Below are 24,115 nucleotides of genomic sequence, written 5' to 3'. Positions count from 1 at the left end.
CAGCGCGCATGGCGAATACGCAGGGCCGGGCATCGGGTGGGCAAGGCGGTTTCTTCTCCCTCGGCCGCGTCGGTCTGGCGGTCGCGCTGGCGCTTCTGGTCGCCGCCTGTGGCCAGAACAAGGTCGCCGACAAGCCGCCCGAGCCGGGCGACACGGCCGTGGCCCGCGTCAACGGCCAGGTGATCTGGGCCAGCGACGTCAAGCGCGAAGCCGTCGCTCAAGGGCTGATCAGCGAGGGCGAACCGCTGGATATTTCCAGCGAGGTGTTCCGCCAGCGCCTCGACGAGGTCATCGACCAGAAGCTGCTGGCCGCCGAGGCCATGAAGCGCAAGATCGACAAGGATCCGGTCGCCCAGCGGCGCCTGGCCGCCGCGCGCGAGCGCATCCTGGGCGATATGCTGGTCGAGGGCGTGGTCGAGAAGGCCGTCACCGACGAGGCCATCCGCAAGCTTTACGCCGAGCAGCAGAAGCTTTCGAAGCGTTCGGAAGAGATCCGGGCCCGCCAGATCATCGTCGGCAGCCAGGCCGAGGCCGAGAGCGTCAAGAAGCTGCTGGCCTCTGGCGCCTCGTTCGACGCCCTGGCCATGGAACGCTCGACCGACCAGGCGACCCGCTTCAACGGCGGCGACCTGGGCTACTTCACCCTGGACGTGATGCCCGAGCCCTATGGCGTGGCCCTGAAGGACGCCCAAAAGGGCGCGCTGGTCGGCCCCTTCGCCGCCGAGGGCGGCTGGGTTCTGGTCCGGGTCGAGGACAAGCGCGTCGAGGAGCCGATCACTCTCGAGGCAGCCCGTCCGCAGATCGTGCGTTTCCTGACCTATGACCAGGTCCGCGACATCCTCGAGAAGCTGCGTGGCTCGGCCAAGGTCGAGATGCTGATCGGCAAGCCCCAGGACGCCCCGATCAACGGGCCCCAGGAGCCGGCCTCGGCGCCCGCCGACATTCCAGGCGGTCCGCCGGCCTCGGCGCCGCCTCCCGCTCAACCCGCCAAGAAGTAAGACGCGGTTCCGATGACCAAGACCCCCAAGGCCTCCGGCAAGAAGATCGCCGCGAAGGCGCAAGAGACCACGTCCGGTCCCGTCGAGCGCGCGGGCGCCGCCATCGAGCGCGCCCTGGTCGATCCGCTGACGTCCGCCCTCAAGCGCGCGGGCCTGCGCCGCGCCCAGAAGAACGCCGGTGAAACGACCTCGGCGTCGTCCGCGACGTCGGCGCCGACCTCCGCTGGCGCGGGCAAGCCGGGCCTGGCGATCTCGCCTCTCGCCGTGCCGTTCCCCGTGATCCCGCCGATCGCCGGCGTCGAGATCGCCACCGGCCGCGCTGGCTTCTACAAGCACGAGCGCGAGGACCTGCTCTTGATGCGGTTCGCCGAGGGCACCTCGGCGGCGGGCGTCTTTACCCGTCACGGCGTCGGCTCCGCCCCCGTGGACTGGTGCAAGCGGCAACTGGCCGCCTCGGGCGGCGCGGACGTGCGGGCCCTGGTGGTCAACGCCGGCTGCGCCAACAGCTTCACCGGCAAGCCCGGCGCCGACGCGGTGCGCCGCGTGGCCACGGCCGTCGGCAAGCGCTTCGATTGCCGCCAGCGCGACGTGATGATGGCCTCGACCGGCGTCATCGGCGTCATCCTGGACGACAGCAAGATCACCGCCCGCCTGCCGGAAGTGGAAACGCGCCTCACCGCCGACGCCTGGGCCCAGGCCGGCCGGGCGATCATGACCACCGACACCTTCCCGAAGGGCGCCTACGCCACGGCCATGATCGACGGCCACGAGGTCAAGATCGCCGGCATCGCCAAGGGCTCGGGCATGATCGCGCCCGACATGGCCACCATGCTGGCCTTCGTCGCCACCGACGCGGCCATCGCGCCGGCGGCCCTGCAGACCCTGGTCTCTCTTTATACCCGCACGACCTTCAACTGCGTGACGGTGGACGGCGACCGCTCGACCAACGACACCCTGCTGCTGTTCGCCACCGGCCAATCGGGCGCGCCCAAGATCAGCCGTCCGGGCGACAAGCGCCTGGCCGACTTCCGCGACAAGCTGGAGCACGTGCTGCTGGATCTCGCCCTGCAGCTGGTCCGCGACGGGGAAGGGGCGACCAAGTTCGTCAAGATCACCGTCAACGGCGCCGAAAGCCCCGCCTCGGCCCGCAAGATCGCCCGCACCATTGCCGAGAGCCCGCTGGTGAAGACCGCCTTCGCCGGCGAGGACGCCAACTGGGGCCGTATCGTCATGGCCGTCGGCCGCGCCGACGAGCCGGTCGCGCGCGAGAAGATCAGCGTCAAGTTCGGCGACCTCTACGCCGCCCGCGACGGCCTGATCTCGGCCGAGTACGACGAGGCCAAGATGAGCGCCTACGTCAAGAACCAGGAGTTCGAGGTCAGCGTCGACGTGGGCGTCGGCAAGGGCTCGGCCACGGTGTGGACCTGCGACCTGACCAAGCAGTACGTGGCGATCAACGGCGACTATCGGAGCTAGGGCTTCCTGCGGCCATGAAGGCGGGGCGACGATCGCATCGTCCGCGCCTTAACGCGCCTCCGCGAACCGATAGGCGCGAGGCGCTTCGCGGATCACCAGGCCGCGTCCTTCGGGATCGTTCGCGAGCTCGAACTCGTAGCCGTCCGCGCCGGGCGTGATGGTGACGAGGGTGATGGTCCCGTCTTCGTTCTCGCGGCTGGCCACCTCGCTGGCCCAACCGCCGAAATCGAACACCGTCCTGTCGCCCTCGCGTCGAACAATCAGATCGCCCAGGTCTGCGTTGGCGTAACGGGGCGCGAGCTTGTCCGCGATCGCGCGGGCCGCCGGCGCGGTCAAGGTCTGGCGGCCTTCACCCCGGCTGGCCTTGAAGGCCTTGCCGTAGTTGGCCAAATCGGCGGCGGCCCGAGGTTCGCCGTCGAACAACACCTCCAGAAGTCTCCGCCGGAACGCCGAGCGTAGCGCCGCGCCGGAGTCCGAATTGATGAGGATGACCGCGCCGACGCCTTGATCGGGCAGCCAGATCATATCAGCGCGATAGCCGTACACGGTGCCGCCGTGATGGATGACCGGGACGCCCCAGATGCGGTCGATCTTCAGGCCCATGCCGTAATATTCGTCGCTGCCTTCGGTCACCTGGGGGATCCGCCGGGCCAGCAGCGGAGCCTCGGCGATGTAGCGCTCGCCGTTGGGCAGCCGTCCCTTGGCCAGTTCCATGCGCACATAGCGCAGCATGTCGCGAGTCGTGCTCCATTCGCCGCCGTCCGGCCGCGATGGAATGCCGGCGGCGTTGAGGCCCATGATGGCGACCGTCTGGCGGCCGTCGATGTCCAGGGCGTGCGGCGCGGCATGGTCGCCCGCCATGGCCTTGGCGTAGTCGAAGGTCGTGTTCGACATGCCTAGCGGGTCAAACACCAGGGCCTGCATGGCCGCGTCATAGGCCGCGCCCAGCTCGCGATCGGGCTCGCGGACATGGGCGCCCAGATAGCCGCCCGAGGCCGCGAGCAGGTTGGAGTATTGATAGAGGTCGCCAAAGCCGCTGGTCGGTCGCATGGTCGACAGCCAGGTCAGGACGGTCGAGGCCTGGGCCTGGTCGCCCTGGAAGATCCACGGCAGATCCTGGCGCGGAAGGCCGGTGCACGCGCAGACCAGATGCTTGACCCGCACCTTGGCGGTCGTCGCGGCGTCGCCCAGACGGAACGCCGGCCATAGCGACGACACGGGCGTGTCCCAGTCCATCTTGCCCTGCTCGACCAGCTTGGCCAGCATCAGGGTGGTCAAGGCCTTGCCGTTCGAGCCGATCATGAAGGCGGTGTCGGCGTCGACGGGGGCGGGCTTGCCAAGTTCGCGCACGCCAAACCCGCCTTCGAACAGGATCTTGTCGTCCTGGATCAGGCCAAAGCCGACACCGGGAATGTCGAGCTCCGCGCGCGCGGTTTCGATCAGGTCCGTCAAGGCCGCCAAACGTGCGGCATCGATCTTGTGAGCCTGCCGCCCGGCGAACGTCTCGCGCGCATAGCCGGCGGGCAGCAGCTTGTTGAGGATCACCTCGACCTGGGAGTCGCGCTTTTCCAGAACGTCGTCGGCCATGTCTTGGAGCACCACGGTCCAGCGGTCGCCCTTGCGCAGCGCGCGGGCCCAGATCGTGCGTTCTTCGCCGGCCGGCGGTCGGTAGCCGTAGACGCGAACCTGGTCCCAGCCGTCGCGAACCGGGCGATCCTTTGCGCCCGCCAAGGCCGGCGGGGCGCCGGGGCGATAGGCCGACCAGGCTCGCGCCACCGCGGCGTCGGCGCCTCCGCCGGTTGTGTCCGAGACCAGGATCGACGATCCGCCTTCCGGGGCGTCGAGCCTGAAGACGCCGCCGGTCCGGCCGAGCGACCATCCCCGCGGCGCGACCAGCCGGGTCCCGTTGACGGTGGTCAGCGCGGTGTCCGCGCTCACCACCGCGGGGGCGGTTGTCGAGGTCTGGGCCACGCTGACTTCGGGCGCCGCGGCCAGGACGCCGACGACGGCGAGCAGGGCCATGGCGCCGCTCAGCGGGCTGATGTGGGAGCGCCTGGCTTCTGGGGAGTGGTGCAAGACGAACTCATGGGGTGGAGGCTATCGCCCACCCGCGTGATACGCGGGATAGCAAGCCCGCTCGCTTGGATCAGGCCCGGTGGACGCTAGGTTGGCTGGAAACCGTCGATCAAGTTACAAGCGAGAAAGACAAGCGCTCGACGTCGATATGATCCCACGACGGGCGCTAGCGGTGATAGAGGGGCGGCCGCCCCGCTGGAACGCTCGCGGCAATACGGAGACCCCCATGACCGATCTCACGCCCGACAAAGAAGCCGCCCAACTGGCCAAGCTGACCGAGGTCTGCGGCGCGGCGGGTTACGTCGTCGAGGCCATCGACCGGGGCCTGGAGGTCTCGGGCGAGGACGAGGAGGACGGCGCCTTCTACCTGCTGCCCGACCACGGCTGGGTGCAGGCGCGCTGCCTGGTTCTCGATCCCGAGGACCTCGATCAGGGCCGTGACCTGACGGCGCTGTTCGAGACGATCGCCCGTGTGCAGTTTCGCCTGATCGGCTGCCGTTTCGCCTATGACGCGGGATCTGGCCTGTGGCTGGTCGAGGACCTCTACCCGGGCTTCGACCTGGCCGGCGTGCCGGCGGTGCTGGAGCAGCTGACCTATGTCTGGGACGCGCTGGAGCCGCTGTTCGCCCAGGCCCTGCTGGGCGAAATCCCCGACGAGGACGCCCTCGATGGGGCGTTCGACCTGGAAGCGGCCTCCCTCCCGAACTAAGCTTGGCCTTAAACTGGCGCCCGAAGCGGAACCGCTCGCGTCGGGCGTCGTTCCTGATCAGTGTTTAGCTGGGTGGAGGGCTTGAGATGTCCGTGAAACGATCGGTTCTGTTCGGGGTCTTGGCCGTGGCCCTTGTCGGGACGCCGGTGATGGCGGCTCAGACCAAGTCCGAGACGGCCAAGGAGCAGTCCAAGTCGGACTCCAAGTCCGACGCCTCCAAGACGTCGCAGCAGGCCGAGCCCGGCCGCTGGGACGACGCGCGCAAGAAGGCCATCGACATCGGCGCCCAGCCGGCCCGCGACGTCGGCATGTCCAAGCGCGAGATCCCGCCGATCCTGCAAAAGGCCTATGACGACCCCTACAGCCTCAAGGGACTGAAAACCTGCAGGGCGCTGTCGGCCGAGGTCTCCAACCTCAACGGCGTGCTGGGCCCCGACTACATCGTCGGCAACGCCTACAAGGAAAACCGCGCCGGCAAGCTGGCCGAGGCCGGCGGCAAGACCCTGATCAACAGCATCATCCCGTTCCGCGGCCTGGTGCGCGAAGTGACTGGCGCCGCGCCCGCCGACCGCCAGATGAACGCGGCGGTTGACGCGGGCCTGGCCCGTCGCGGCTTCCTGCGCGGCGTGCACCTGAAGCAGGGCTGCAAGACGAAGTTCTAGAGGGTAGCTCCCTAAGCCCTAACCTCGTGTCATCCCGGCCGCGGCGTAGCGGAGAGCCGGGACCCAGGGGCTACCGCACTGCCACTCACCCCTAGGTCCCGGGTCGGCTTCGCCGCCCGGGATGACACGTAAATGGATAAGGCTAAGGCCGCATATCCACCGATACCCTCTCCAGCACGGCGTTGTCGTCGAGGCGCCAGACCTTGACCACGTGACGGCCGGCCGAGACGTCGGGGAAGCGGGCCTCGACCGTGTGGACGTGGTTCTTCACCGCCTCGATCCAAGCGGCCTGTTCCGGACGGCTCGCCGCGCCGGGGGTGGGGATCAGGTCGGACTTCACCACCTGCATGGGGCCATCGTCGATCGAGATCCCGATCTTGATGCCGTCGCCGCCGGTCGCGTCCAGCGTGGGGGCGAGGGCCAGGCGCACGGTGGCCGGACCCGAGCGCGGGACCTGCACGCCGTACTCCAGCCGCACGCCGTCGGCGGCGGTGGTCGAGGCCTGGCCCTGCGGCAGGGCCAGGACCGCCTCGCCCCGGCCCAGACGCGGGACCACCGTCCAGGACAGGCCCTTGCCGCCGACCGCGCGGTCGAACTTGGCGGCCTCGACCGTGACGAGGTTCGGATCGGTCGCGCCGGAACGGGCGAAGACGACCTTGGCCTTCAGCTTCTCGGGCGGGGTGTCGGCCGAGACGCGGGCGACGCTGGGCATGGTCTGCTGGGTCGGGTCGTTCCAGATCACATAGCTCATGTGGACCTGGTTCATCATGCCGTCCCACTTGCCGCCGTTCAGGGCGTGGTACTGGGCGGTCAGATCGGCGTCCCGCTTGAAGGCGGTCTCGACCTTTTCCGCGAAGACATTGGCGCGGGCGTCGTTGCGCGCCGACAGCCGCCGGTTCAAGGCCGTGGCGTAGTACATCTCGTACAGGTTGGCGAACGCCGTCACCGGGTACTCGACCAGCTGATAGTAGGCGTCCATCTGGTCGGGCCGCAGCCTGGTCTTGATCGCCGCGACCTTGGCGTCCAGCGCCCGCCAGCGGTCGACGATGTCGCCGAATTCGCCGCCGTCCAGCGGCCCAGCGCCGTTGTCTGGACCGAGCGGGAAGGTGTCCTGGTCGATCAGCTCGGGCTTTCGCCGCGAGGCCAGGGTCTCGTATTCCGAAAGCGCTGCGCCGATCTCGCCGGCGAGGGCAGGACCGAAGGTTTCGCCGGCCCACTCACGCGGGAAGGCCGCCAGGGCCTTGGGCGTCATCGCCTCGGGGTTCCAGGCCATGCGCAGGAAGAAGCTGAGCGGATATTCCATCGGCTTGATGTCGCCGACATTGACGATCCACAGGTTCCGCGCTTCGCGCTGGTAGGCCAGGTCCATCTGCTGCCAGACCTTGGCGACCTGATTGGTGTTGATCCACTTGTAGTTCCGCGGACCGCCGACATAGTCGAAGTGGTAGTAGACGCCGTAGCCGCCGGCGCGCGGCAGCTTGTCCTTGCCGGCCACCGGCAGGCGGCGGATCTGGCCCCAGTTGTCGTCGGCGAACAGCAGGGTGACGTCGTCGGGGACGCGCATCCCGTAGTCGTAGTAGTCCTGGACCTCTTTATAGAGCGCCCAGATCTGCGGGGTCTGGTCGGCGGGCTTGCCGGTGACGTCGGCGATGATCTGGCGCTGGTCGGCGACGATCTTTTCCAGCAGCTGGGTCGCCGCGCCCTCGGCCATCGGCTCGTCGCCGTCGCCGCGCATGCCCACCGTCACGACGCTCTCGTACGGCGCGCCGTCGCCCTTCGACATCATCCGCTCGATGCCGCCGCGCCAGAAGGTGCGCAGGTTCTCGGCGTTGGTCGTGTAGTCCCAGCGGCCGCCCCTTTCTCCCTTGGATGGAGCGCCCTGATCGTTGTCGCGATGCCATTCGGCCTGGGCGCGGGTCATCGGCTCGTGGTGCGAGCTGCCCATGACCACGCCCATCTCGTCGGCGATCACCTTGCTCTGGGGATCGTCGTCGTTGAACGCCTTGGGCGCCCACATGGCCGGCCACAGATAGTTGCCCTTCAGGCGCAGCATCAGCTCGAAGACATGGGCGTAGGCCTTGGAGTTGACCCCGCCGAATTTGGCCTTGGTCCAGCCGCTGAAGGCGGGGTTCTCGTCGTTGATGAAGAAGCCGCGATACTTGACGCGCGGGTGGTCGGCGCGGGCGCCGGCGGTCAGGAAGAGGTCGCTTTTGCGGGTGACGGGCACATCCGCCCACCAGACCCACGGCGAGACGCCGATGCGCTCGGAAAGGTCATAGGCGCCGAACACCGCCCCGCGCCGGTCCGAGCCGACGATCACCAGGGCGCGCGGGATATTGGGGGCTGGGCGCTCGACCACCACCTGGCGGAAGCCCTCCCACTGGCCCTGCAGGTCCTCGACCTTCAGCTTGCCGGCTTTCACCAGGCCGTCGATCACCGGGCTCTGGCCCAGCACGCCCAGGATCACCACCGGGCCGTTGGCCTTGGAGAGGTCATCGAGCTTCACGGCCTCGCCGCCGCCGACGCGGGCGAGGTCGCCGCGCAGGCTCTCGGCGGCGTGGCGCACGGCTGGATTGGCGTTGGCGTCGATATAGACGGCGGCCGGGTGGCCCTTCTGGATCAGGGCCAGGCTCGAGCCCTTGCCGGTGGCGCAGACGCTGACTGGCGTATCGCAGGCGAAGGCCGCCGACGCGGCCGACAGGGAAAGGGCGAGGCCGAACGCGCCTCGCGTGATGAACCGATGAACCCGCACGCGCTCTCCCCAAACCTGTGGCGGCGCGAACGCCAGCCTTATCATCTGACCAATAAAGCCGGGAGGTCAGACCATGGCAAGCGCGATACGCCGACGGCTTGCCGCGACCTCGCAAACAGGCTCAACTCCGCCGCGTGACCAGTGGGGGACGAGTGTGACGGAAGCTTTGATCGTGCGTGGCTTGAGCAAGACCTTCGCCAAGCCCGCCGTGTCCGATCTCGACCTGACGGTCCGCGCGGGGGAGCTCTACGCGCTGCTGGGTCCCAACGGCGCCGGCAAGACCACGACCTTGCGGATGGTCGCGGGCCTGACCCAGCCGGACAAGGGCGAAGTGTCGATCTTCGGCGTCGACGCGCGCAAGGAGCCCGCCGCCGCCAAGGCCCTGCTGGCCTGGGCGCCCGACGAGGCGATGATCTACGACAAGCTGACGCCGCTGGAATATCTGGAGTTCGTCGCCGGTCTCTGGAACATCGACCCGACGACCGCCAAGGCGCGGGCCGAAGAGCTGCTGGCCACCCTGGGCCTGACCGCCGAGGCGCGGCGGCGCTGCGAGGGCTTCTCGCGCGGCATGAAGCAGAAGGTCGCCCTGGCCGGAGCCCTGATCCATGATCCCAAGCTCCTGATCCTGGACGAGCCGCTGACCGGCCTGGACGCCGCCGCCGCGCGCCTGGTCAAGGATATGCTGCGCGCCCGGGTCGAGGCGGGCTCCACGGTGATCCTGACCACTCACATCCTGGAGGTCGCCGAGCGCATGGCCGACCGAATCGGCATCATCGCCGGCGGTCGCCTGCTGGCCGAAGGCACGCTGGACGAGCTGCGCGGCAAGGCCGGCGAGGCCGTCGGCGGCGCATCCGGCGGCGGCACCCTTGAAGACATCTTCCTGCAGCTGACCGCCGAGGACGCGTGATGGCGCTGTTCAAGCCGGCCAGCACGCCCTGGCTGCTGGTCCACGAGCTGCGCCTGGCCTGGCGCGGGGCCATGTCCGGACGCAAGCACGGCGCGGTCGGCGGCATCATCGCCTTCTCGGTGCTGGGGGTGATGATCCTGATCGGCGGCGTGTTCCTGGCCCTGGGCATGAGGGGGCACGAGGTTCCGGTCCAGCCGCTGTCGATCACGATCGCGGCCCTCGCCCTGGCGGTGATCCTGACCCTGATGCTGGCCAGCACCCTGGCCGGGGCCGCCGACGCTCTCTATGTGCGCGGGGATCTCGATCTTCTGTTCTCGTCGCCCTTGTCACCGCGCAAGGTGCTGTTCGTCCGGGCGCTGGGTCTGGCGGTGTCGGCCTCGCTCTGGTTTCTGATCCCGGCCGTGCTGCTGCTGACCCCGGCGATCGTGATGGGGCATGCGGCCTGGGCGTCCTTGTTCGTCGTGCTGATCGCCGCCGCGCTCGCGGCCGCCGGCGTCGGCCTGCTGCTGGCCATGGTCCTGTTCGCCCTGATCGGCCCGCGCCGCACGCGCACCGTGGCCCAGGTGATGGCGGCCCTGATCGGCGCGGCCTTTTTCCTGGCCAGCCAGTACCGCAACCTGATGGGGGAGAAGGCCAGCGAGAGCCTGTTCGCCCGCATAGCGCTCGACGCCAAGGAAGGTCGCTTTCAGCCGCCGCCCCTGGCCGACCTGCCGCTGCGCGCGGCGCTGGGCGAGCCGTTGCCGCTGCTGGCCCTGGTAGCGGTCGGCGCGGGGATCTTTCTGGTGGCCGCCTGGACCCTGGGCCGCCGCTTCGCCGACGCGGCCGCCGCCACCCAAGGCGCCGAGACCCGCAAGTCCGCCAAGGGCCCCGGCCGAGCCTTCGCCGCCGGCGCCTTTCGCGCGACGCTGCGCAAGGAGCTGCGGCTGATGGGGCGCGACGCGGCCCTGTTGTCACAGGTGCTGCTGCGGGTGCTGTACATGCTGCCGCTGGCCCTGGTGCTGGCCCGCAACGCCGCGCATCAGCCCGCCTGGATGCTGGCCGGGGGCGCGGCGGGGGTCGCCTTCCTGGCCGGCCAGGTCGCCGGCAGCCTGATCTGGATCACCGTCTCGGCCGAGGACACGCCCGACCTCCTGGCGCTGTCGCCGACGCCCGTGTCGGTGCTGAACCGGGCCAAGCTGACGGCCGCCCTCATTCCCGTGGGCCTGCTGCTGGTGGTTCCGGTCGCGGTGCTGGCCTGGTTCCAGCCTCTGGCGGGCTTCTGGACGGCGCTGGGCGCGGGCCTCACCGCTTGGGCGGCCGGCATGATCGGCATCTGGCGTCAGAAGCCAGGCAAGCGCGCCGACTTCCGCCGTCGCCGGGGAAGCTCGTTCCTGGCGGCGCTGGGCGAGCTGGCGGTGACCATGCTGATCGGCGTCGCGACCGCCCTTGCGGTCGCCGGTTGGCTGGTCTGGGCCGTGCTTCCCCTGATCGTGGCCGGCGCGCTGATGATGGCTTTGCGCCGAACCGAGGCGCAGATCGCCGCGGCCCTGCGCGCGGCGGCGGTGGCCTAGGGGCTCAGGCCTCCAGCAGCGCCTCGATCTGGCAGACGATGCCCTCGGGGCGGAACAAGATGGTGGCGGAGCCCGCCAGCTCCGCCGCCAGGCCGCGCTCGATCAGGCGAGAGCCGAAGCCGCGCTGGGCCGGCGGGGTGACGGGGGGGCCGTCGCGCTCGGTCCAGGTGAGCTTCAGGCGCGCCGCGCCCTGGCCGGTGGCGACGTTCCAGGCGATATGGACACGCCCGCGCGGCGTATGCAGCGCGCCGTACTTGATCGCGTTGGTCGCCAGCTCGTGCAGGGCCATCGACAGCGAAAGCGCCGTCTTCGGCGATAGCCGCACGGCCGGGCCGCTTAGCGCGAACCGCTCCGCGCCGCCGTGCAGGGTGGCCAGCCGCTGGGCCACCTCGTGCAGATCCGCGCCCTCCCAGTTTTCACGGGTCAGCAGGTCGTGCGCCTCGGCCAGGGCGACGAGGCGATCGGCGAACGCCTCCTTGGCCTGGGGCAGGGAGTGGGCGTCGGTGAAGCTCTGGGCGGCGATGGCCTGGATGGTGGCCAGGCTGTTCTTCACCCGGTGGTTCATCTCGTTGACCAGCAGGCGCAGGTGCAACTCGGCGCGCTTGCGGTCGGTGACGTCGACGGCCGCGCCGACGAACCGCGCGGGGCTCCCGTTGGGGCCAAAGAACACCCTGCCCTTGGCGTTCAGCCAGCGCTCGACGTGGTCGTCTCGGCCGATCACCCGGTACTCGCTGGCGTAGTCGGCGCGGACCGCGGGATCCATGGCGCGCGTGACGGCGTCGCGGACCCGGTCCACGTCGGCCGGATGCACGTAGTCCAGGACCGCGCCGATGTCGGGCGGCTCGCTCGGGTCCAGTATGCCGAACATCGCGTAGACGCGGTCCGACCAGACCAGATCGCCGGTCTCGATATTGTAGTCCCAGGTGCCGACATCGGCGGCGTCGATGGCCAGGCGCAGGGTTTCTTCCTGGCGTAGCAGCCGGTCGATCGCCTCGCGCCGTTCGGTCACGTCCGACACCACGCCGACGAAGCGCACGCAGTCGCGTCCCTCGAAGAAGGCGCGGCCGAACACCTCCACCCAGCGCAGGGCGCCGTTCTGGCGGACGATCCGGTACTCCATGTTCATCAGGCCCGAACCGTCCGGATCGACGGCCGCCGCCACCGCCGCGCGGACGGCGGCCAGATCGTCGGGATGCACCGTCTTCTCGAAGATCGAGGTCAAGGGCGGCGCGTCCGGCGGTATGCCGAAGATGGCGCGCGCTCGCGGGTCCCAGTACCGCAGGCCCTTGGAGGGATTGTGGTCCCAGCGACCCATGCCGGCGGCCTGGGCGGCTAGGTCGATGTCCACCCGCGCGGCCTCGAGGGCGGCCTCGACCTGCTTTCGCTCGGTGATGTCGACGATGACGCCGGTATTGCGGGCCGGCTGGCCGTCGGCGCCGAGGTAGGAATGGCCGCGCGTATAGATCCAACGGATCGAGCCGTCGGACTGGACCAGCCGATATTCCTCGGAGAAATCGCCCCCGGTTCGCAGCGAGGTCTGGGCGGCCAGCATCATGCGGTCGAGATCGTCGGGATGGACGGCCGGCGTATAAGCCTCGACCGGCAGGCCCGCCGCGGCGAGTTGGGGCACGACGCCGTGCAGCTCGGCGTAGCGGGCGTCGGCATAGACCTTGTTGGCCCGCACGTCCCATTCCCAGGCACCGACCACGCCGGCGGCCTCGCGGGCCAGGGCGTACCGCTCCTCGGCGCCGCGCAGATCCTGCGTGGCCTTGACGGTTTCGGTGATCTCGACGGCGCTGATCAGCACGCCGCCGACGCCATGGGGCGCGGTCGCGTCGGGCACGGGGCTGTAGCTGACGGTGAACCAGGCGGTCTCCTGGCGGTCGGTCCGCATCAGCTTGTACGGCAGCTTTTCGAAGACGAACCCCCGGCTGGCGCCGCTCAGGAGGTCGGCGTAGAGCGCCCGCGTGGAGGCTTGGAAGTCCGCGGACGTATTCTTGAATAGCACGCCCAGATATTCGGGATGGCGCTCGGCCAGGGCCGGCGCATAGGCGTCGTTGTAGAGCAGGACCAGCTCTGGGCCCCAGCGGAGCGCCATGGGCAGCTGGGTCGTCAGCACCATGTCGACGGCGAACCTGAGGCTGGGGGACCAGGTTTCGATCGGGCCCAGGGGCGTGGCGGACCAGTCGAACGCGCGCACGCGCTCGGCCATCTCGCCCCGGGCGAGCATGGTCAGTCCAGGCGTGGCGCTGGGCTCGCTCCCGCCCATTCCGTTGGCCCCCCATCCGGCTTGTCGGCCGGCCTAAAGCGAGGGGCAAACCCTATAGCGGTTGCCGTTGCGGGGGCCTGCAACAAAAGGTCGCAGGCCCGGGCATGGCGGTTCTGGAGCGTGGCAGCCGAAAGTGTGATCGGTTTCGGCGCCCGCCACGCTCCAACTTTTAGAGGCGAGCCTGTTTATCCGTTTCTGATGTTTCCATCAGAAACGGACAGGCTCTAGTCGATCGGTGACCAGCGCTTCTCGGCCGGGGCCGGCGGGCGCTTGGGACCGCGGAAGCCGTTGCCGCCCCCGGCGGCCTTCTGGCCTTGCGGCTTGCCCTGGCCTTGGCCGCGACCTTGGCCTTGGGCCTGGGGACCCTTCTGACCGCCGCCGCCATTGCGATTGCCATTGCGGTTGCGCTTGCGGCGTAGTTCCGAGGGCACGTCGTTGCGCGGGTCGGCGCGGCGCGGATCCACGTACTTCTCCGCCGGGACCAGCTTGTCGGCCACGGCCGCGGCCGCCGCCAGCTGCTTGTCGTTGCGACGGTCGAAGGCCGGGATCGTCTGGCGGGTGGCCTTCTGGATGTCCTTCAGCAGGTTGCGTTCGTCATCGGCGCAGAAGCTGATGGCGATGCCGTCCTTGCCCTTGCGCGCGGTGCGGCCGATCCGGTGGACATAGGCCTCCGGCACGTTGGGCAGCTCGTAGTTGATCACGTGGCTGACGTCGTTGACGTCGATGCCGCGCGCGGCGATGTCGGTGGCCACCAGGGCCCGCATCTCGCCGGCCTTGAAGGCCGCCAGGGCCCGCTCGCGCTGGCCCTGGGTCTTGTCGCCGTGGATCGAGGCGGCCTCAATGCCGGCGGCGTTCAGATACTTGGCCACCCGGTCGGCGCCGCGCTTGGTGCGGGTGAAGACGATGGTGCGCGAGAAGCTGCTGTCGGCGAACAGCTCGGCCAGCAGCGGACGTTTGCGCTGGGCCTCGATGAACAGGACGCGCTGGTCGATGCGCTCGACCGTGGTGGCCTGCGGCGCGACCGAGACCTGCACCGGGTCCTTCAGCAGCTCGCCGGCCAGCTTGCCGATCTCGCTGGGCATGGTGGCCGAGAAGAACAGGTTCTGGCGGTTCTTGGTCAGCTGGCTGGCGATCTTGCGGATCGGCACCACGAAGCCCAGGTCCAGCATCTGGTCGGCTTCGTCGAGCACGAAGATCTCGGTGCCCGAGACGATGGCCGACTTCTCGGCCATGTGGTCCATCAGGCGGCCAGGGGTGGCGACCAGGACGTCGATGCCGCCGGCCAGCGCCTTCATCTGCGGGCCGTACTTCACGCCGCCATAGATGGTGTGGACCGACAGGCCCATGTGGACGGCGTAGGCCTTGAAGTTCTCGGCGATCTGGGTCGCCAGCTCGCGGGTCGGCGACAGCACCAGGCAGCGGAAGCCGCGGCGCGGGGCCGGCTTACGGTCTTCGGCCAGGCGTTGCAGGATGGGCAGGGCGAAGGCGGCGGTCTTGCCGGTGCCGGTCTGGGCGATGCCCAAGAGGTCCTTGCCTTGCAGCACCACGGGGATGGCCTGGGCCTGGATCGGCGTCGGCTCCTTGTAGCCCTTTTCGGCGAGGGCCTTCAGCAGCGGCTTGGCCAGGCCAAGGTCGGAAAATTGAGTCACGTGTGTTGGTTCTTTCGTGCGCCGACGCAGCCCATGCGTCCTCGCACGGCTAACCCTTCGGCTATCGTTCGGGGAGCGCCCCGCGTGCACGGGCGATCGGGTGAGAAAAGCTCTCAAGGCGCTCGACAGGCTGGCCCGAAAACGGACCCTCACGCGGCTGGAGCGCCAATAGCGCCGGAGTGGCGCAGGGCCCGTATCAGTTATCCCAGCGGGAAAGTCAAGTTTTGGGAAAATGCGACGTTCCTCCCCCGCGACGCGGGGGAGGTGGCCCAGAGGGCCGGAGGGGGCGAGCTCGGCCTTTACGGCGCCTGCCCCCTCAGTCGCTGCCGCGACAGCTCCCCCGCATCGCGGGGGAGCATCTTGTCACCCTACGCCGCCGGCTTGGCCTTGGGGGCCACGTCGAAGATCTTGTGCACGATCTTCCAGCCGTCCGGGGTCTTCAGCAGCTGCATGTAGTCGGTCAGCACGGCGGTCGGGTAGTCCAGCACGATCTTGGCGCTGGCGGCCGAGCCGGTGATCGAGATCGACTCGATCCAGCGCTTGCGCTGGGCCTCGTCGGGGGCGGGCTTGCCAGAAGAGCCGCCGATGTACTCGTCGTCGGAACGCTGGACCAAGGCGTTGTCGCGGATCCACATCAGCCGGCTTTCGTCGTGGAAGGCCTGGCGGAATTCCTTGGGATCGCCGGTGGCGTGGCCGGCCAGATAGTGCTCCAGCACCGCGCGCACGGCGGGTTCCTCGGGATTGGCGGCCTGGGCCAGAGCCGGAGCGGCGGCGAGCAGGGTCGTAACGGCGGCCAGGGCCGCGATCGTGTGGCGCATGATGGTGTCCCTCCCAATAGCGAGAGGATTTACGGGGGTGATTGCGGCGCCGATGGGGCGAGCCACCTCTTGCCAGTCCGGGCTCGCCGCGCCACACCGCCACCCATGAGCAAGCCCATCGTCCTCGTCGCCGCCGCCGCCCTGATCGATGTCGACGGGCGGGTGCTGATCTGCCAGCGCCCCGAGGGCAAGCAGCTGGCCGGCCTCTGGGAGTTTCCCGGCGGCAAGGTCGAGGCCGGCGAGACGCCCGAGCAATGCCTGATCCGCGAGCTGGACGAGGAGCTGGGCATCAAGGTCGCCCAGGCGTGCCTGGCGCCCTTCGTGTTCGCCTCGCACACCTACGAGACCTTCCACCTGTTGATGCCGCTTTACCTGCTGCGCCGCTGGGAAGGGCAGGTGACCCGCAAGGAGCACGCCGGCCTGGCCTGGGTGAAGCCCGACAAGCTCTCCGACTACCCCATGCCGCCGGCCGACGAGCCGCTGGTGGCGTGGCTGCGGGATGTGCTGTGAGGGGCGTGGCCCGTTAGTGGCGCGTGGGAAGGGAGCGATCCGTCGACATCCGCGTGAACGGTATCACGATCGTCTCAAGCTCCTTCTCGCCTGAACGATTGAGAAAATAGACCGTGAAGGTGTCTGGCCCGGTCCGGGAGTAGGTGGCCCCGTCGAAGAACAGATTGGTGGCGTCTCGGTCGACGAGTGGGCGGTCGATATAGGCTTCCCGCGCCTCCCATCCGGCGAGCGCCGGCGAAAAGTGCTTCACGCGATTGGTGAGAGAGCCTCCAGCCTCCGCGAGCATCCAGATCTCGTAGAATATGACGCCCCGGGGATTTACGGCCCGGACAAACCCCGGCAGTTGCCCGAAGCGGGGCGCGAGGATCACGTGCTCAACCGGGCCCTCCGGCATTTGGCCTATCCAGCGCCCCTCCAGCCACGCGACGTCGGCGAGCGTGGCGGATGGGCCCGGCCGACCCTCCACGCGCAGCTTGATCATGGATCGCGGGTTTCTCGCCGCCGATTCAGGCCCGTCCGCGGCCGAGGCATAGGCTGGCGAGAACGATGCGAGCGCGAGCGCTGTGGCGAGAGCGAGAATGCGAGGCACTTCATTCTCCGGCTAGCGGATGCGCGTGTTTTGGATCGCTCGCCATTGATAACAGACCCCGCTTTCGAGGCCTATCCCGCCTTGTCCCCCGCCGGCTGCTCCTTGACCCCCAGCGCGTCGGCCAGCCGCATCTTCGCCGAGCCCGGCCGCAGGGGCTTCTGCTGGCTCTCGTGGGGCGCCCAGCCCGTCACCGAGACGATCTCGAAGGTCGCGGGGACCTTGCCGTCGGCCTCGGCGAAGCGCTCGACGTAAAGCTCCATGGCGCGGAACAGCACCTTGCGGGACAGCGGCTTGCGCGAGCGGTCCAGCAGCACGCTGGTCTCGCCCATGGCGCGCAGGTCTTGCAGCAGCTTGATCGGGTGCGCGTAGCGGACCTTGACCCGGTCGACATCGGCGACGGGCAGGGCGAAACCGGCCCGTTGCAGCAGGCCCGCCGCGTCGATGGCGTCCGCGAACGGCGAGACGCGCATGGAGGCGCCGTCGGTCAGCTCGGACTCGGCCGCCAGCAGGCACTGGCGTAATTCGGTCAAGGTGGCCCCGCCGAAGATCGCGCCGACGAACAGCCCGTCGGGCCGCAGCGCCCGGCGGATCTGGATCAGGGCGCCCACCAGGTCGTTGGTCCAGTGCAGCGACAGGGTCGAGACGATCAGGTCCAGCGTCGCGTCGCCGAACGGCAGGCGCTCCTCGTCGGCCACGACGCGCAAGCCGTTCCGGCCGCCCAGCATCCGTCCCGACAGGTCCGTCTCGATCAGCGTATCGATGTTGGCCCGGGCGTCACTGGCCTCCAACGCCTTGGAAAAATGGCCGTTTCTCGCGCCGAGGTCGACGGCGACCGGAAAGCGTCGCAGGATCGTCTCCAGCCGCATGACCACGTCTTGCGCCGCCCGTTCCTTCAGGAAATCGGCGGCGGCGTAGTCGGGCGCGGCGCGGTCCAGGCGGGCCCGGTGCAGGGCGCGGTCGAACAGAAGGGGCGAGGCGGTCATGGGCGCGGAACATGGCGATTTGCGATCGACATGGAAAGCCGCGCCGGCCCAGGCGCGTCCGTTTTTCACTGAGCTGGGGCGCGGGATGCTGGACTTCCTCCTGCCGCCCGCCAGCCTGGACGGCGAGACGGCCCTGACCGGCGGGCTTTCGGCCGGCGCCTTTGCCAAGGTGACCTTCCTGGACGACCCGGTCTGCGACGGCTGCGGCCTGGCGCAAGCCTATGAAGCCGAGACGCGCTGTCCGGCGTGCCAGGCCAAGCCTCGGGCGTTCCAGCGGGCGCGGGCGGCCTGCGTCTATGACGAGCACTCGCGCGAGCTGATCCTGAAGCTGAAACACGCCGACCGCACGGACCTGTCGGGCCTGTTCGCGCGCTGGCTGTCTCGGGCCTCGGCGGACCTGCTGGCCGAGGCGGACGCGATCGTCCCCGTGCCGATCCACCGCGCCCGGCTGCTGCGCCGTCGCTACAACCAGGCCGCCGAGATCGCCCGGCCTTTGGCGCGGATGGCGGGGCTGGCCTATCTGCCGGACGCCCTCAACCGGAAGCGGGACACGGCCAGCCAGGGCGGCAAGTCGGCCTCGGGCCGCCGCCGCAACGTCGCCGCGGCCTTCGCCGTCCCGCCGGGCAAGCGCGATCGGGTGGAGGGCAAACGGATCGTGCTGGTCGACGATGTTCTGACCACCGGCGCCACCGCCGAAGGCTGCGCGCGGGCCCTGCTGGCGGCCGGCGCGGCCAGCGTGAGCCTATCCGTCGTCGCCCGCGTTACAGAAGGCCAAGCGCGTCCTATATGAGGGCGTCGGAACACCTACGAGTCAGAGCATGGCCAAAGTCACCATCTACACCCGCCCCTTCTGCCCCTACTGCTCGCGCGCGCTGGCGCTGCTGAACGAGAAGGGCGCCGACTTCACCGAGATCGAGGCGGGCATGGACCCGGCCCTGCGCCAGGAGATGATGCAGCGCTCGGGCCGCAACACCTTCCCGCAGATCTTCGTCGGCGACCAGCACATCGGCGGCTGCGACGACATGATGGCCCTGGAAGAGCAGGGCAAGCTGGACCCGCTTCTCGCCGCATGACGGAGCATGGGGGCACGCTTCGCGTCGGCCTGATCCAGACGCGCACGCCGGCCACGCACGCGGCCGCGCTGGAGCACGTCGCGCCGCTGGTGCGCGAGGCGATCGGGCAGGGCGCCCAGTTCGTCCTGACGCCGGAGTGCACGAACGTCCTGCAGAAGGACCGCGCCAAGCTGCTGCCCACCCTGACCGCGCTCGAGGACGATCCGGTGGTCAACGGCCTGCGCGAGATCGCCGCCGAGACCGGGACCTGGATCGACGTCGGCTCGGCCCTGGTCCGCCGCGAGGATGGAAAGGCGGCGAACCGGCAGGCCGTGATCGACCCGACCGGCGCGATCGTGGCCACCTACGACAAGCTGCACATGTTCGACGTCGACCTGCCGACCGGCGAGACGGCGCGGGAGTCGGCGACCTATACGGCCGGCGAGCGTGCGGTGGTCGTCGATACGCCGCTCGCGAAGTTCGGCCTGACCATCTGTTACGACATGCGCTTTCCGGCCCTGCACCGCGCCCTGGCCCTGGCCGGCGCGACGGTGATCACGGCCCCCGCCGCCTTCACCCGCCCGACCGGCGAGGCGCATTGGGACGTGTTGCTGCGGGCCCGCGCCATCGAGACCGGCTCGTTCGTGATCGCCGCCGCGCAAGGCGGCTTCCACGAGGACGGCCGCGGCACCTGGGGCCGCTCGATCGCCATCGGGCCGTGGGGTGAGGTGCTCGGAAAGCTTGACCACGATGAGCCCGGCGTGCTGATGGCGGACCTCGATCTGGCCGCCGCCGACAAGGCGCGCGCCGCGATCCCCGTGCTCAAGAACGCTCGGCCTTTTGCTGGGCCGTAAAGGGTCCCATCTTTAGTCGATGATCAAGTACGCGCTTCAGTGCGATCAGACTCACGAATTCGAGGGCTGGTTCGGCTCGTCGGCGGACTATGACGACCAGTCCGCGCGCGGGCTCGTCGAGTGCCCGGTCTGCGGCTCGCATGGCGTCTCCAAGCAGATCATGGCCCCCGCCGTCGCCGGCACGAAGGCCCAGCGCGCCACGCCCGCGCCAGACCCGAAGATGCGCGAGATGATGATGGCCGCCATGGGCGAGGTCCGCCGCTATGTGGAAGATAAGTTCGACTATGTCGGCGACGCCTTCGCCAAGGAGGCCCGCGCCATCCACGAGGGCAAGTCCGAGGAACGCGGCATCTACGGCGAGGCCTCGCCCACCGAGGTGAAGGCCCTGGTCGAGGACGGCGTCCGCGTAGCCCCGCTGCCGCCCGGTCCGCCGAAGAAGACCGAGGTCAACTAGGCGGCGCGCGGCGAACCTTGGCCGACTCTGGTGTGTCTCGCTAGACTGCCACCGGTCGTTGAAAGGCGCTCCGCGATGAATGAACGGTCCCAGACGCTCACCGAGCGCGAGAAGGAGACGCTGCGGCTGCTCCTGGCGGGCCACGACGCCAAGTCGGCGGCCTCGGCGCTGGGGCTGTCCGTGCACACGGTCAACGAGCGCTTGCGCGAGGCGCGTCGCAAGCTCGGCGTCGGCAGCAGCCGCGAGGCGGCCAGGGTGCTGGCGCGGGCCGAGGGCCCAAATTTCTTGGGGGACAAGCAATTGGAGGTCGCCCAGGCCGCCACCTCAGGCCCAGAACACCGCCCGTCAGATCAACGCCGACGCTTGGGGTCGCCCCTCGTCTGGCTCTCTGGAGGAATGGTGATGATGCTCGCGATGGTCGCCGCGGTGGCGATAACGATGGCTCCGCACGGTGACGGCAAGGCCACCTCGGCCAAGACGCCGGTGGCCTATGCCGCGGCCGATCCGGCGTCGGACAAGGCTGGCGTGGAGTTCGCGCGATCTTGGGCCAAGCTGCTGGACGATAAGCGTTGGGCGGATAGCTGGAAGACGTCCGGAGCGTTCTTCCAATCCCAGATCGACGAGGCGCGTTGGACCGAGACGGCTCGGACGCTGCGTCAGAGCCTGGGCGCGGCGGGCTCGCGGTTGGTCAAGAACGTGTCGAGCGCTCGCAGCCTGCCCGGCGTGCCCGACGGCGACTACAAGATCATCCAGTTCGCCACGACCTTCGCCAACAAGGCCGACGCCGTCGAGACGGTGGTGCTGGCCAGGGAGAGCGGCGACTGGAAGATCTACGGCTACTTCATTCGCTAGGGACCGCGAGGCGGCCTCGCCCTACCGGCAGTCCGGCAGGGCGAGGTTGGTCTCCGCGCCGGCGTAGCGCACCTCCTGGGCCTTGCCGGTCGGGACGCAGACCACCTTCAGCGGCTGGACCGGCTTCATGCCCGGATAGCGACCCTCGCGCGCCCCGAGGCGCAGGGTCCTGGCCGCGTCGTTCCAGGTCAGCAGGGTCGTGGCCCGCTCGCCCTTCTCGTAGGCGTGGCCGTCGCCGGCGTCGTCATAGAGCTCGAAGCGGCCGTCGCGGCCCGGATAGATCCGGATCTCCAGGGGCTCCTGGCTGGGCTGATCGGCGTAGCTGAGCACCGGTCCCAGCGGCAGGATGGTCCCCGCCGGGACGTGGACCGGGATCGTGTCGATGTCGGCCTTGACCGCCAGGGTCTTGCCGCCCGTGAGCTTGGCCCCCGTCCAGAAGTCGTACCAGTCGCCCTTGGGCAGGTAGATCGTTCGCAGGTCGGCGCCTTGCTGGACCACGGGGCTGACCATCAGGGCGCGGCCGAACATGTACTGGTCGGTCAGCCGCAGCGCGTTCGGATCGTTCCGGAAGTCCATGACCAGGGGCCGCATCATGGTTCCTGACCGCTGGGTCACGTCCCAGGCGGTGGAATAGATGTAGGGCAGCAGGCGATAGCGCAGCTTGTCGTAGGCGATCAGGCGCGCCTGGGTGTCGGGCTTGAAGTCCCAGAGCGCCTTGCCCTTGCCCGTGCCGTGGACGCGGAACATCGGGTTGAAGACCCCGAACTGGTACCAGCGGGTGAAGAGCTCGGCATAGGCGGGGTCCTGGGGATCGCCGCCGAAGAAGCCGCCGATGTCGGCCGACCAATAGGGAATGCCGCTGGCCGAGAAGTTCAGGGCCGCCGGGATCTGCTTGGCGAAGGTGTGCCAGTCGCCGTTGACGTCGCCCGACCAGGTGATGGCGGCGTTGCGCTGCTGGCCGGCATAGGCCGAGCGGGTCAGGATGAAGGCCCGCTTGCCCGGCATGTCGCGGGTCATGCCGTCATGGACGGCCTTGGTGTGCAGCAGCGGATAGCTGTTGAAGGTCTCCGCGCCCGGACCGGCGGCGGTGGTCAGGGCCGACATCTGGCCGGGCTTGCCGCCCAGTTCGGCCTCGGAGCCATCCAGCCACCAGCCGTCGAAGTCGTATCGGCCGAGGTTTCGCATGATCTGGTTCCAGTAGATCTCGCGGCCCTTCTCCGACCAGGCGTCGTACCAGCGGCCCTCGCCGGCCGGATAGACATTGGGATAGGCCGGCGCGAACAGGGCGCCGGCCTTGCGCAGTTCGTCATGGTTGGCGGTGGTCAGGTCGAAGCGCGGCCAGACCGAGATGATGATGTGGGCGTTTAGGTCGTGGACCGCCTTCACCAGACCGGCCGGGTCGGGGAAGCGCTTGGCGTCGAACTGGTGGCTGCCCCAGCCGCCGGGCGCCCAGTACTGCCAGTCCTGCACGACCGCGTCGAACGGGACGCCCATCTGGCGGTAGCGCTGGACGATCGACAGGGTCTCGTCTTGCGTCTCGTAGCGCTCCTTGGATTGCCATAGGCCCCAGGTCCAACGCGCCATCAACGGCGCCTGGCCGGTCAGGCCGCGATAGCCGGCGATCACCTGGTCGATCTCGGGACCGACGATCAGGTGATAGTCCACGCCGCCGCCGGCTTCCGAGGCGAACCGCAGGCTGTGGGTGTATTGCGGGCTGGCGACGTCCACCCGGGTGGTCGCCGGGTTGTTCCAGAGGACGCCATAGCCGCGCGAGGACACCGCCATCGGCACGGCGACGTCGGTGTTGATCTGCTGCAGCAGGACGCTGGATCCGCGATAGTCCAACTGGCCGGCCTGATGCTGCCCCAGACCGTAGATCGCTTCCTGTGAGTCCAGCTCGAAGCGCTGAACGGAGGGGCCGGCGTCCGTGTCGCTGGGCCGGGCGCGCGTCACCCGCTGGCCCTTGGCGTCGAGCACTGTCAGTTCCCCGGACGCCTGATCGACGACGACCTGGAGGGCGGGGGTCTTGAGGGTGGCCTTGTCGGCGCCGGTCTCCAGCGTCCAATCGACCTTCCCGGGTTGGGCGATCACGGCGGGATTGTAATTTCCGGTCCAGGCCTCGGTCTTCGAGAAGCGGACCCGCACGATATTGTCCGACCAGGGATCCAGCCGGAGAATGCCGTCGGCCAGGCGGATCTCGACGCCGGTCGCGGTCTTTCGGACGGCGGCCTCCTGAGCGGCGGCGGGCGCGCGGGCCAACGCCGGACCGGCCTCGCAGACGGCGAACGCCGCCGCCATCAGCGCCATCAACCCGATCCCGCTCGTCCTGGAACGTCGCATGCCGTCGCCTCCCTCGATGTCGGGCGGCCAGCTGACGCGGCGACAATACTCCGACAATTGTCGTACAATTGCCTGGTCTCGCGGCGGTCGTAAAGGGGGCGCGTGGTCTTAGATGGCGACAAGGGCGAGCGGCGTGTTGGGCATGGCGTTCTCCTTGCCCAACGTTACGGACCGACCGCGTGTCTGGACGCCAGGGGGAGGTTCCGAAACATGAAAGGGCGCCAAGCCCTTTGGCCTGGCGCCCTTGTCATTCCGACCCTAAGCCAGTCGATTACCGGCGATAGCGGTACTCGTAGTGGCACTTCTTCTTGCCCTTGCCGATCTCGTGGCCGGCGACCGCGCCGACCGCGCCGCCCAGCAGGGCGCCTTCGGTCTTGTTGCCGCGACCGGCGACGGTGTTGCCCAGCAGGGCGCCGCCCAGGCCGCCGATGATGGCGCCGTTCTTGGCCTTCGACTTGTTGCAGACCAGGACGCGATAGCGTTCGCGCGACTGGGCGTTGGCGGCGGTGACGACCACGCTGCTGGCGGTGAAGCCGACGACGGTGGCCAGGACGAGTGCATTGAGACGGGGGCGCATGGCGGCTCTCCGATTGTTATTGTCTGGATCCCTCGTGG

Annotated in this window: 21 protein-coding genes; 12 read left to right on the top strand and 9 right to left on the bottom strand. The window is 69.2% G+C overall.

The window, feature by feature from the left end; genetic code table 11:
* Window positions 1–8 precede the first annotated feature (8 nt).
* Both J2728_RS13680 and argJ read left to right on the top strand, forming a co-directional pair.
* Window positions 9–998, top strand: coding sequence for a peptidylprolyl isomerase (locus J2728_RS13680; protein ID WP_309999928.1), 990 nt, complete (start codon window positions 9–11; stop codon window positions 996–998).
* A 12-nt stretch (window positions 999–1,010) separates the two neighbouring features.
* The gene (argJ, locus tag J2728_RS13675) at window positions 1,011–2,474 is read left to right on the top strand and encodes a bifunctional glutamate N-acetyltransferase/amino-acid acetyltransferase ArgJ (protein ID WP_309999926.1); all 1,464 of its coding nucleotides are present in this window, start codon (window positions 1,011–1,013) and stop codon (window positions 2,472–2,474) included.
* Window positions 2,475–2,522: 48 nt separating this feature from the next.
* Here the strand turns inward: argJ and J2728_RS13670 are convergent, their stop codons facing one another.
* Window positions 2,523–4,496, bottom strand: a complete 1,974-nt coding sequence (locus J2728_RS13670; RefSeq protein ID WP_309999924.1) for a serine hydrolase domain-containing protein — start codon at window positions 4,494–4,496, stop codon at window positions 2,523–2,525.
* Window positions 4,497–4,776: 280 nt separating this feature from the next.
* Here J2728_RS13670 and J2728_RS13665 point away from each other — a divergent pair, with 280 nt between their 5' ends.
* Together J2728_RS13665 and J2728_RS13660 are read left to right on the top strand one after the other, a co-directional pair.
* Window positions 4,777–5,259, top strand: coding sequence for a hypothetical protein (locus J2728_RS13665; protein WP_309999922.1), 483 nt, complete (start codon window positions 4,777–4,779; stop codon window positions 5,257–5,259).
* Window positions 5,260–5,345: 86 nt separating this feature from the next.
* On the top strand, window positions 5,346–5,921 hold the full coding sequence (locus tag J2728_RS13660) for a hypothetical protein (protein ID WP_309999921.1): 576 nt from the start codon (window positions 5,346–5,348) through the stop codon (window positions 5,919–5,921).
* 142 nt (window positions 5,922–6,063) lie between these two features.
* Here the strand turns inward: J2728_RS13660 and J2728_RS13655 are convergent, their stop codons facing one another.
* Entirely contained in the window at window positions 6,064–8,673 is a 2,610-nt protein-coding gene (locus J2728_RS13655; RefSeq protein ID WP_309999920.1) for a glycosyl hydrolase 115 family protein, read from the bottom strand.
* 85 nt (window positions 8,674–8,758) lie between these two features.
* Here J2728_RS13655 and J2728_RS13650 point away from each other — a divergent pair, with 85 nt between their 5' ends.
* Window positions 8,759–9,580, top strand: a complete 822-nt coding sequence (locus tag J2728_RS13650; RefSeq protein WP_404979763.1) for an ABC transporter ATP-binding protein — start codon at window positions 8,759–8,761, stop codon at window positions 9,578–9,580.
* A complete protein-coding gene (locus J2728_RS13645; RefSeq protein ID WP_309999915.1) occupies window positions 9,580–11,130 on the top strand; it encodes a hypothetical protein in 1,551 nt (516 codons plus the stop codon). Before J2728_RS13650 ends, J2728_RS13645 begins: the two co-directional genes overlap by 1 nt.
* Window positions 11,131–11,134: 4 nt before the next feature.
* Here the strand turns inward: J2728_RS13645 and J2728_RS13640 are convergent, their stop codons facing one another.
* The 3 genes from J2728_RS13640 to J2728_RS13630 form a co-directional block, all read right to left on the bottom strand.
* Window positions 11,135–13,399: a sensor histidine kinase gene (locus tag J2728_RS13640; protein ID WP_309999913.1), complete on the bottom strand. Its 2,265-nt coding sequence runs from the start codon at window positions 13,397–13,399 to the stop codon at window positions 11,135–11,137.
* 224 nt (window positions 13,400–13,623) lie between these two features.
* Window positions 13,624–15,048, bottom strand: a complete 1,425-nt coding sequence (locus J2728_RS13635) for a DEAD/DEAH box helicase (RefSeq protein WP_309999911.1) — start codon at window positions 15,046–15,048, stop codon at window positions 13,624–13,626.
* 368 nt (window positions 15,049–15,416) lie between these two features.
* The gene (locus tag J2728_RS13630; RefSeq protein WP_309999909.1) at window positions 15,417–15,866 is read right to left on the bottom strand and encodes a nuclear transport factor 2 family protein; all 450 of its coding nucleotides are present in this window, start codon (window positions 15,864–15,866) and stop codon (window positions 15,417–15,419) included.
* A gap of 105 nt (window positions 15,867–15,971) precedes the next feature.
* Here J2728_RS13630 and mutT point away from each other — a divergent pair, with 105 nt between their 5' ends.
* The gene (gene mutT / locus J2728_RS13625; protein ID WP_309999906.1) at window positions 15,972–16,376 is read left to right on the top strand and encodes an 8-oxo-dGTP diphosphatase MutT; all 405 of its coding nucleotides are present in this window, start codon (window positions 15,972–15,974) and stop codon (window positions 16,374–16,376) included.
* A gap of 13 nt (window positions 16,377–16,389) precedes the next feature.
* Here the strand turns inward: mutT and J2728_RS13620 are convergent, their stop codons facing one another.
* Together J2728_RS13620 and J2728_RS13615 are read right to left on the bottom strand one after the other, a co-directional pair.
* Window positions 16,390–16,857 (bottom strand): DUF6265 family protein, encoded by a 468-nt coding sequence (locus J2728_RS13620; RefSeq protein ID WP_309999904.1) that lies wholly within the window; start codon window positions 16,855–16,857, stop codon window positions 16,390–16,392.
* Between the two features lie 179 nt (window positions 16,858–17,036).
* Complete coding sequence (locus J2728_RS13615; RefSeq protein WP_309999902.1) at window positions 17,037–17,948, bottom strand: methyltransferase domain-containing protein; 912 nt, start codon at window positions 17,946–17,948, stop codon at window positions 17,037–17,039.
* On the opposite strand from J2728_RS13615, the gene J2728_RS13610 reads away from it, so the two are divergent.
* The 5 genes from J2728_RS13610 (at window position 17,947) to J2728_RS13590 (ending at window position 21,160) form a co-directional block, all read left to right on the top strand.
* The gene (locus J2728_RS13610; RefSeq protein ID WP_309999900.1) at window positions 17,947–18,738 is read left to right on the top strand and encodes a ComF family protein; all 792 of its coding nucleotides are present in this window, start codon (window positions 17,947–17,949) and stop codon (window positions 18,736–18,738) included. The genes J2728_RS13615 and J2728_RS13610 overlap by 2 nt on opposite strands.
* Window positions 18,739–18,766: 28 nt before the next feature.
* Window positions 18,767–19,021: a glutaredoxin 3 gene (grxC, locus tag J2728_RS13605; RefSeq protein WP_309999898.1), complete on the top strand. Its 255-nt coding sequence runs from the start codon at window positions 18,767–18,769 to the stop codon at window positions 19,019–19,021.
* Window positions 19,018–19,854, top strand: a complete 837-nt coding sequence (locus J2728_RS13600; protein WP_309999895.1) for a carbon-nitrogen hydrolase family protein — start codon at window positions 19,018–19,020, stop codon at window positions 19,852–19,854. Before grxC ends, J2728_RS13600 begins: the two co-directional genes overlap by 4 nt.
* 19 nt (window positions 19,855–19,873) lie before the next feature.
* Window positions 19,874–20,308: a DUF1178 family protein gene (locus J2728_RS13595; protein WP_309999892.1), complete on the top strand. Its 435-nt coding sequence runs from the start codon at window positions 19,874–19,876 to the stop codon at window positions 20,306–20,308.
* Between the two features lie 75 nt (window positions 20,309–20,383).
* On the top strand, window positions 20,384–21,160 hold the full coding sequence (locus tag J2728_RS13590; protein ID WP_309999890.1) for a DUF4019 domain-containing protein: 777 nt from the start codon (window positions 20,384–20,386) through the stop codon (window positions 21,158–21,160).
* A 21-nt stretch (window positions 21,161–21,181) separates the two neighbouring features.
* Here the strand turns inward: J2728_RS13590 and J2728_RS13585 are convergent, their stop codons facing one another.
* Both J2728_RS13585 and J2728_RS13580 read right to left on the bottom strand, forming a co-directional pair.
* Window positions 21,182–23,500: a glycoside hydrolase family 31 protein gene (locus J2728_RS13585; protein WP_309999889.1), complete on the bottom strand. Its 2,319-nt coding sequence runs from the start codon at window positions 23,498–23,500 to the stop codon at window positions 21,182–21,184.
* 271 nt (window positions 23,501–23,771) lie between these two features.
* Window positions 23,772–24,077 carry a glycine zipper 2TM domain-containing protein gene (locus J2728_RS13580; RefSeq protein ID WP_309999888.1) on the bottom strand — a complete coding sequence of 102 codons (306 nt, stop codon included), beginning with the start codon at window positions 24,075–24,077 and terminating at the stop codon, window positions 23,772–23,774.
* Window positions 24,078–24,115 lie beyond the last annotated feature (38 nt).

Source organism: Caulobacter segnis, from assembly GCF_031454995.1.
Lineage (GTDB): Bacteria > Pseudomonadota > Alphaproteobacteria > Caulobacterales > Caulobacteraceae > Caulobacter > Caulobacter segnis_E.
Note: the sequence above shows the minus strand (reverse complement) of the source record. Positions and strands in the feature narration are given on the sequence as shown.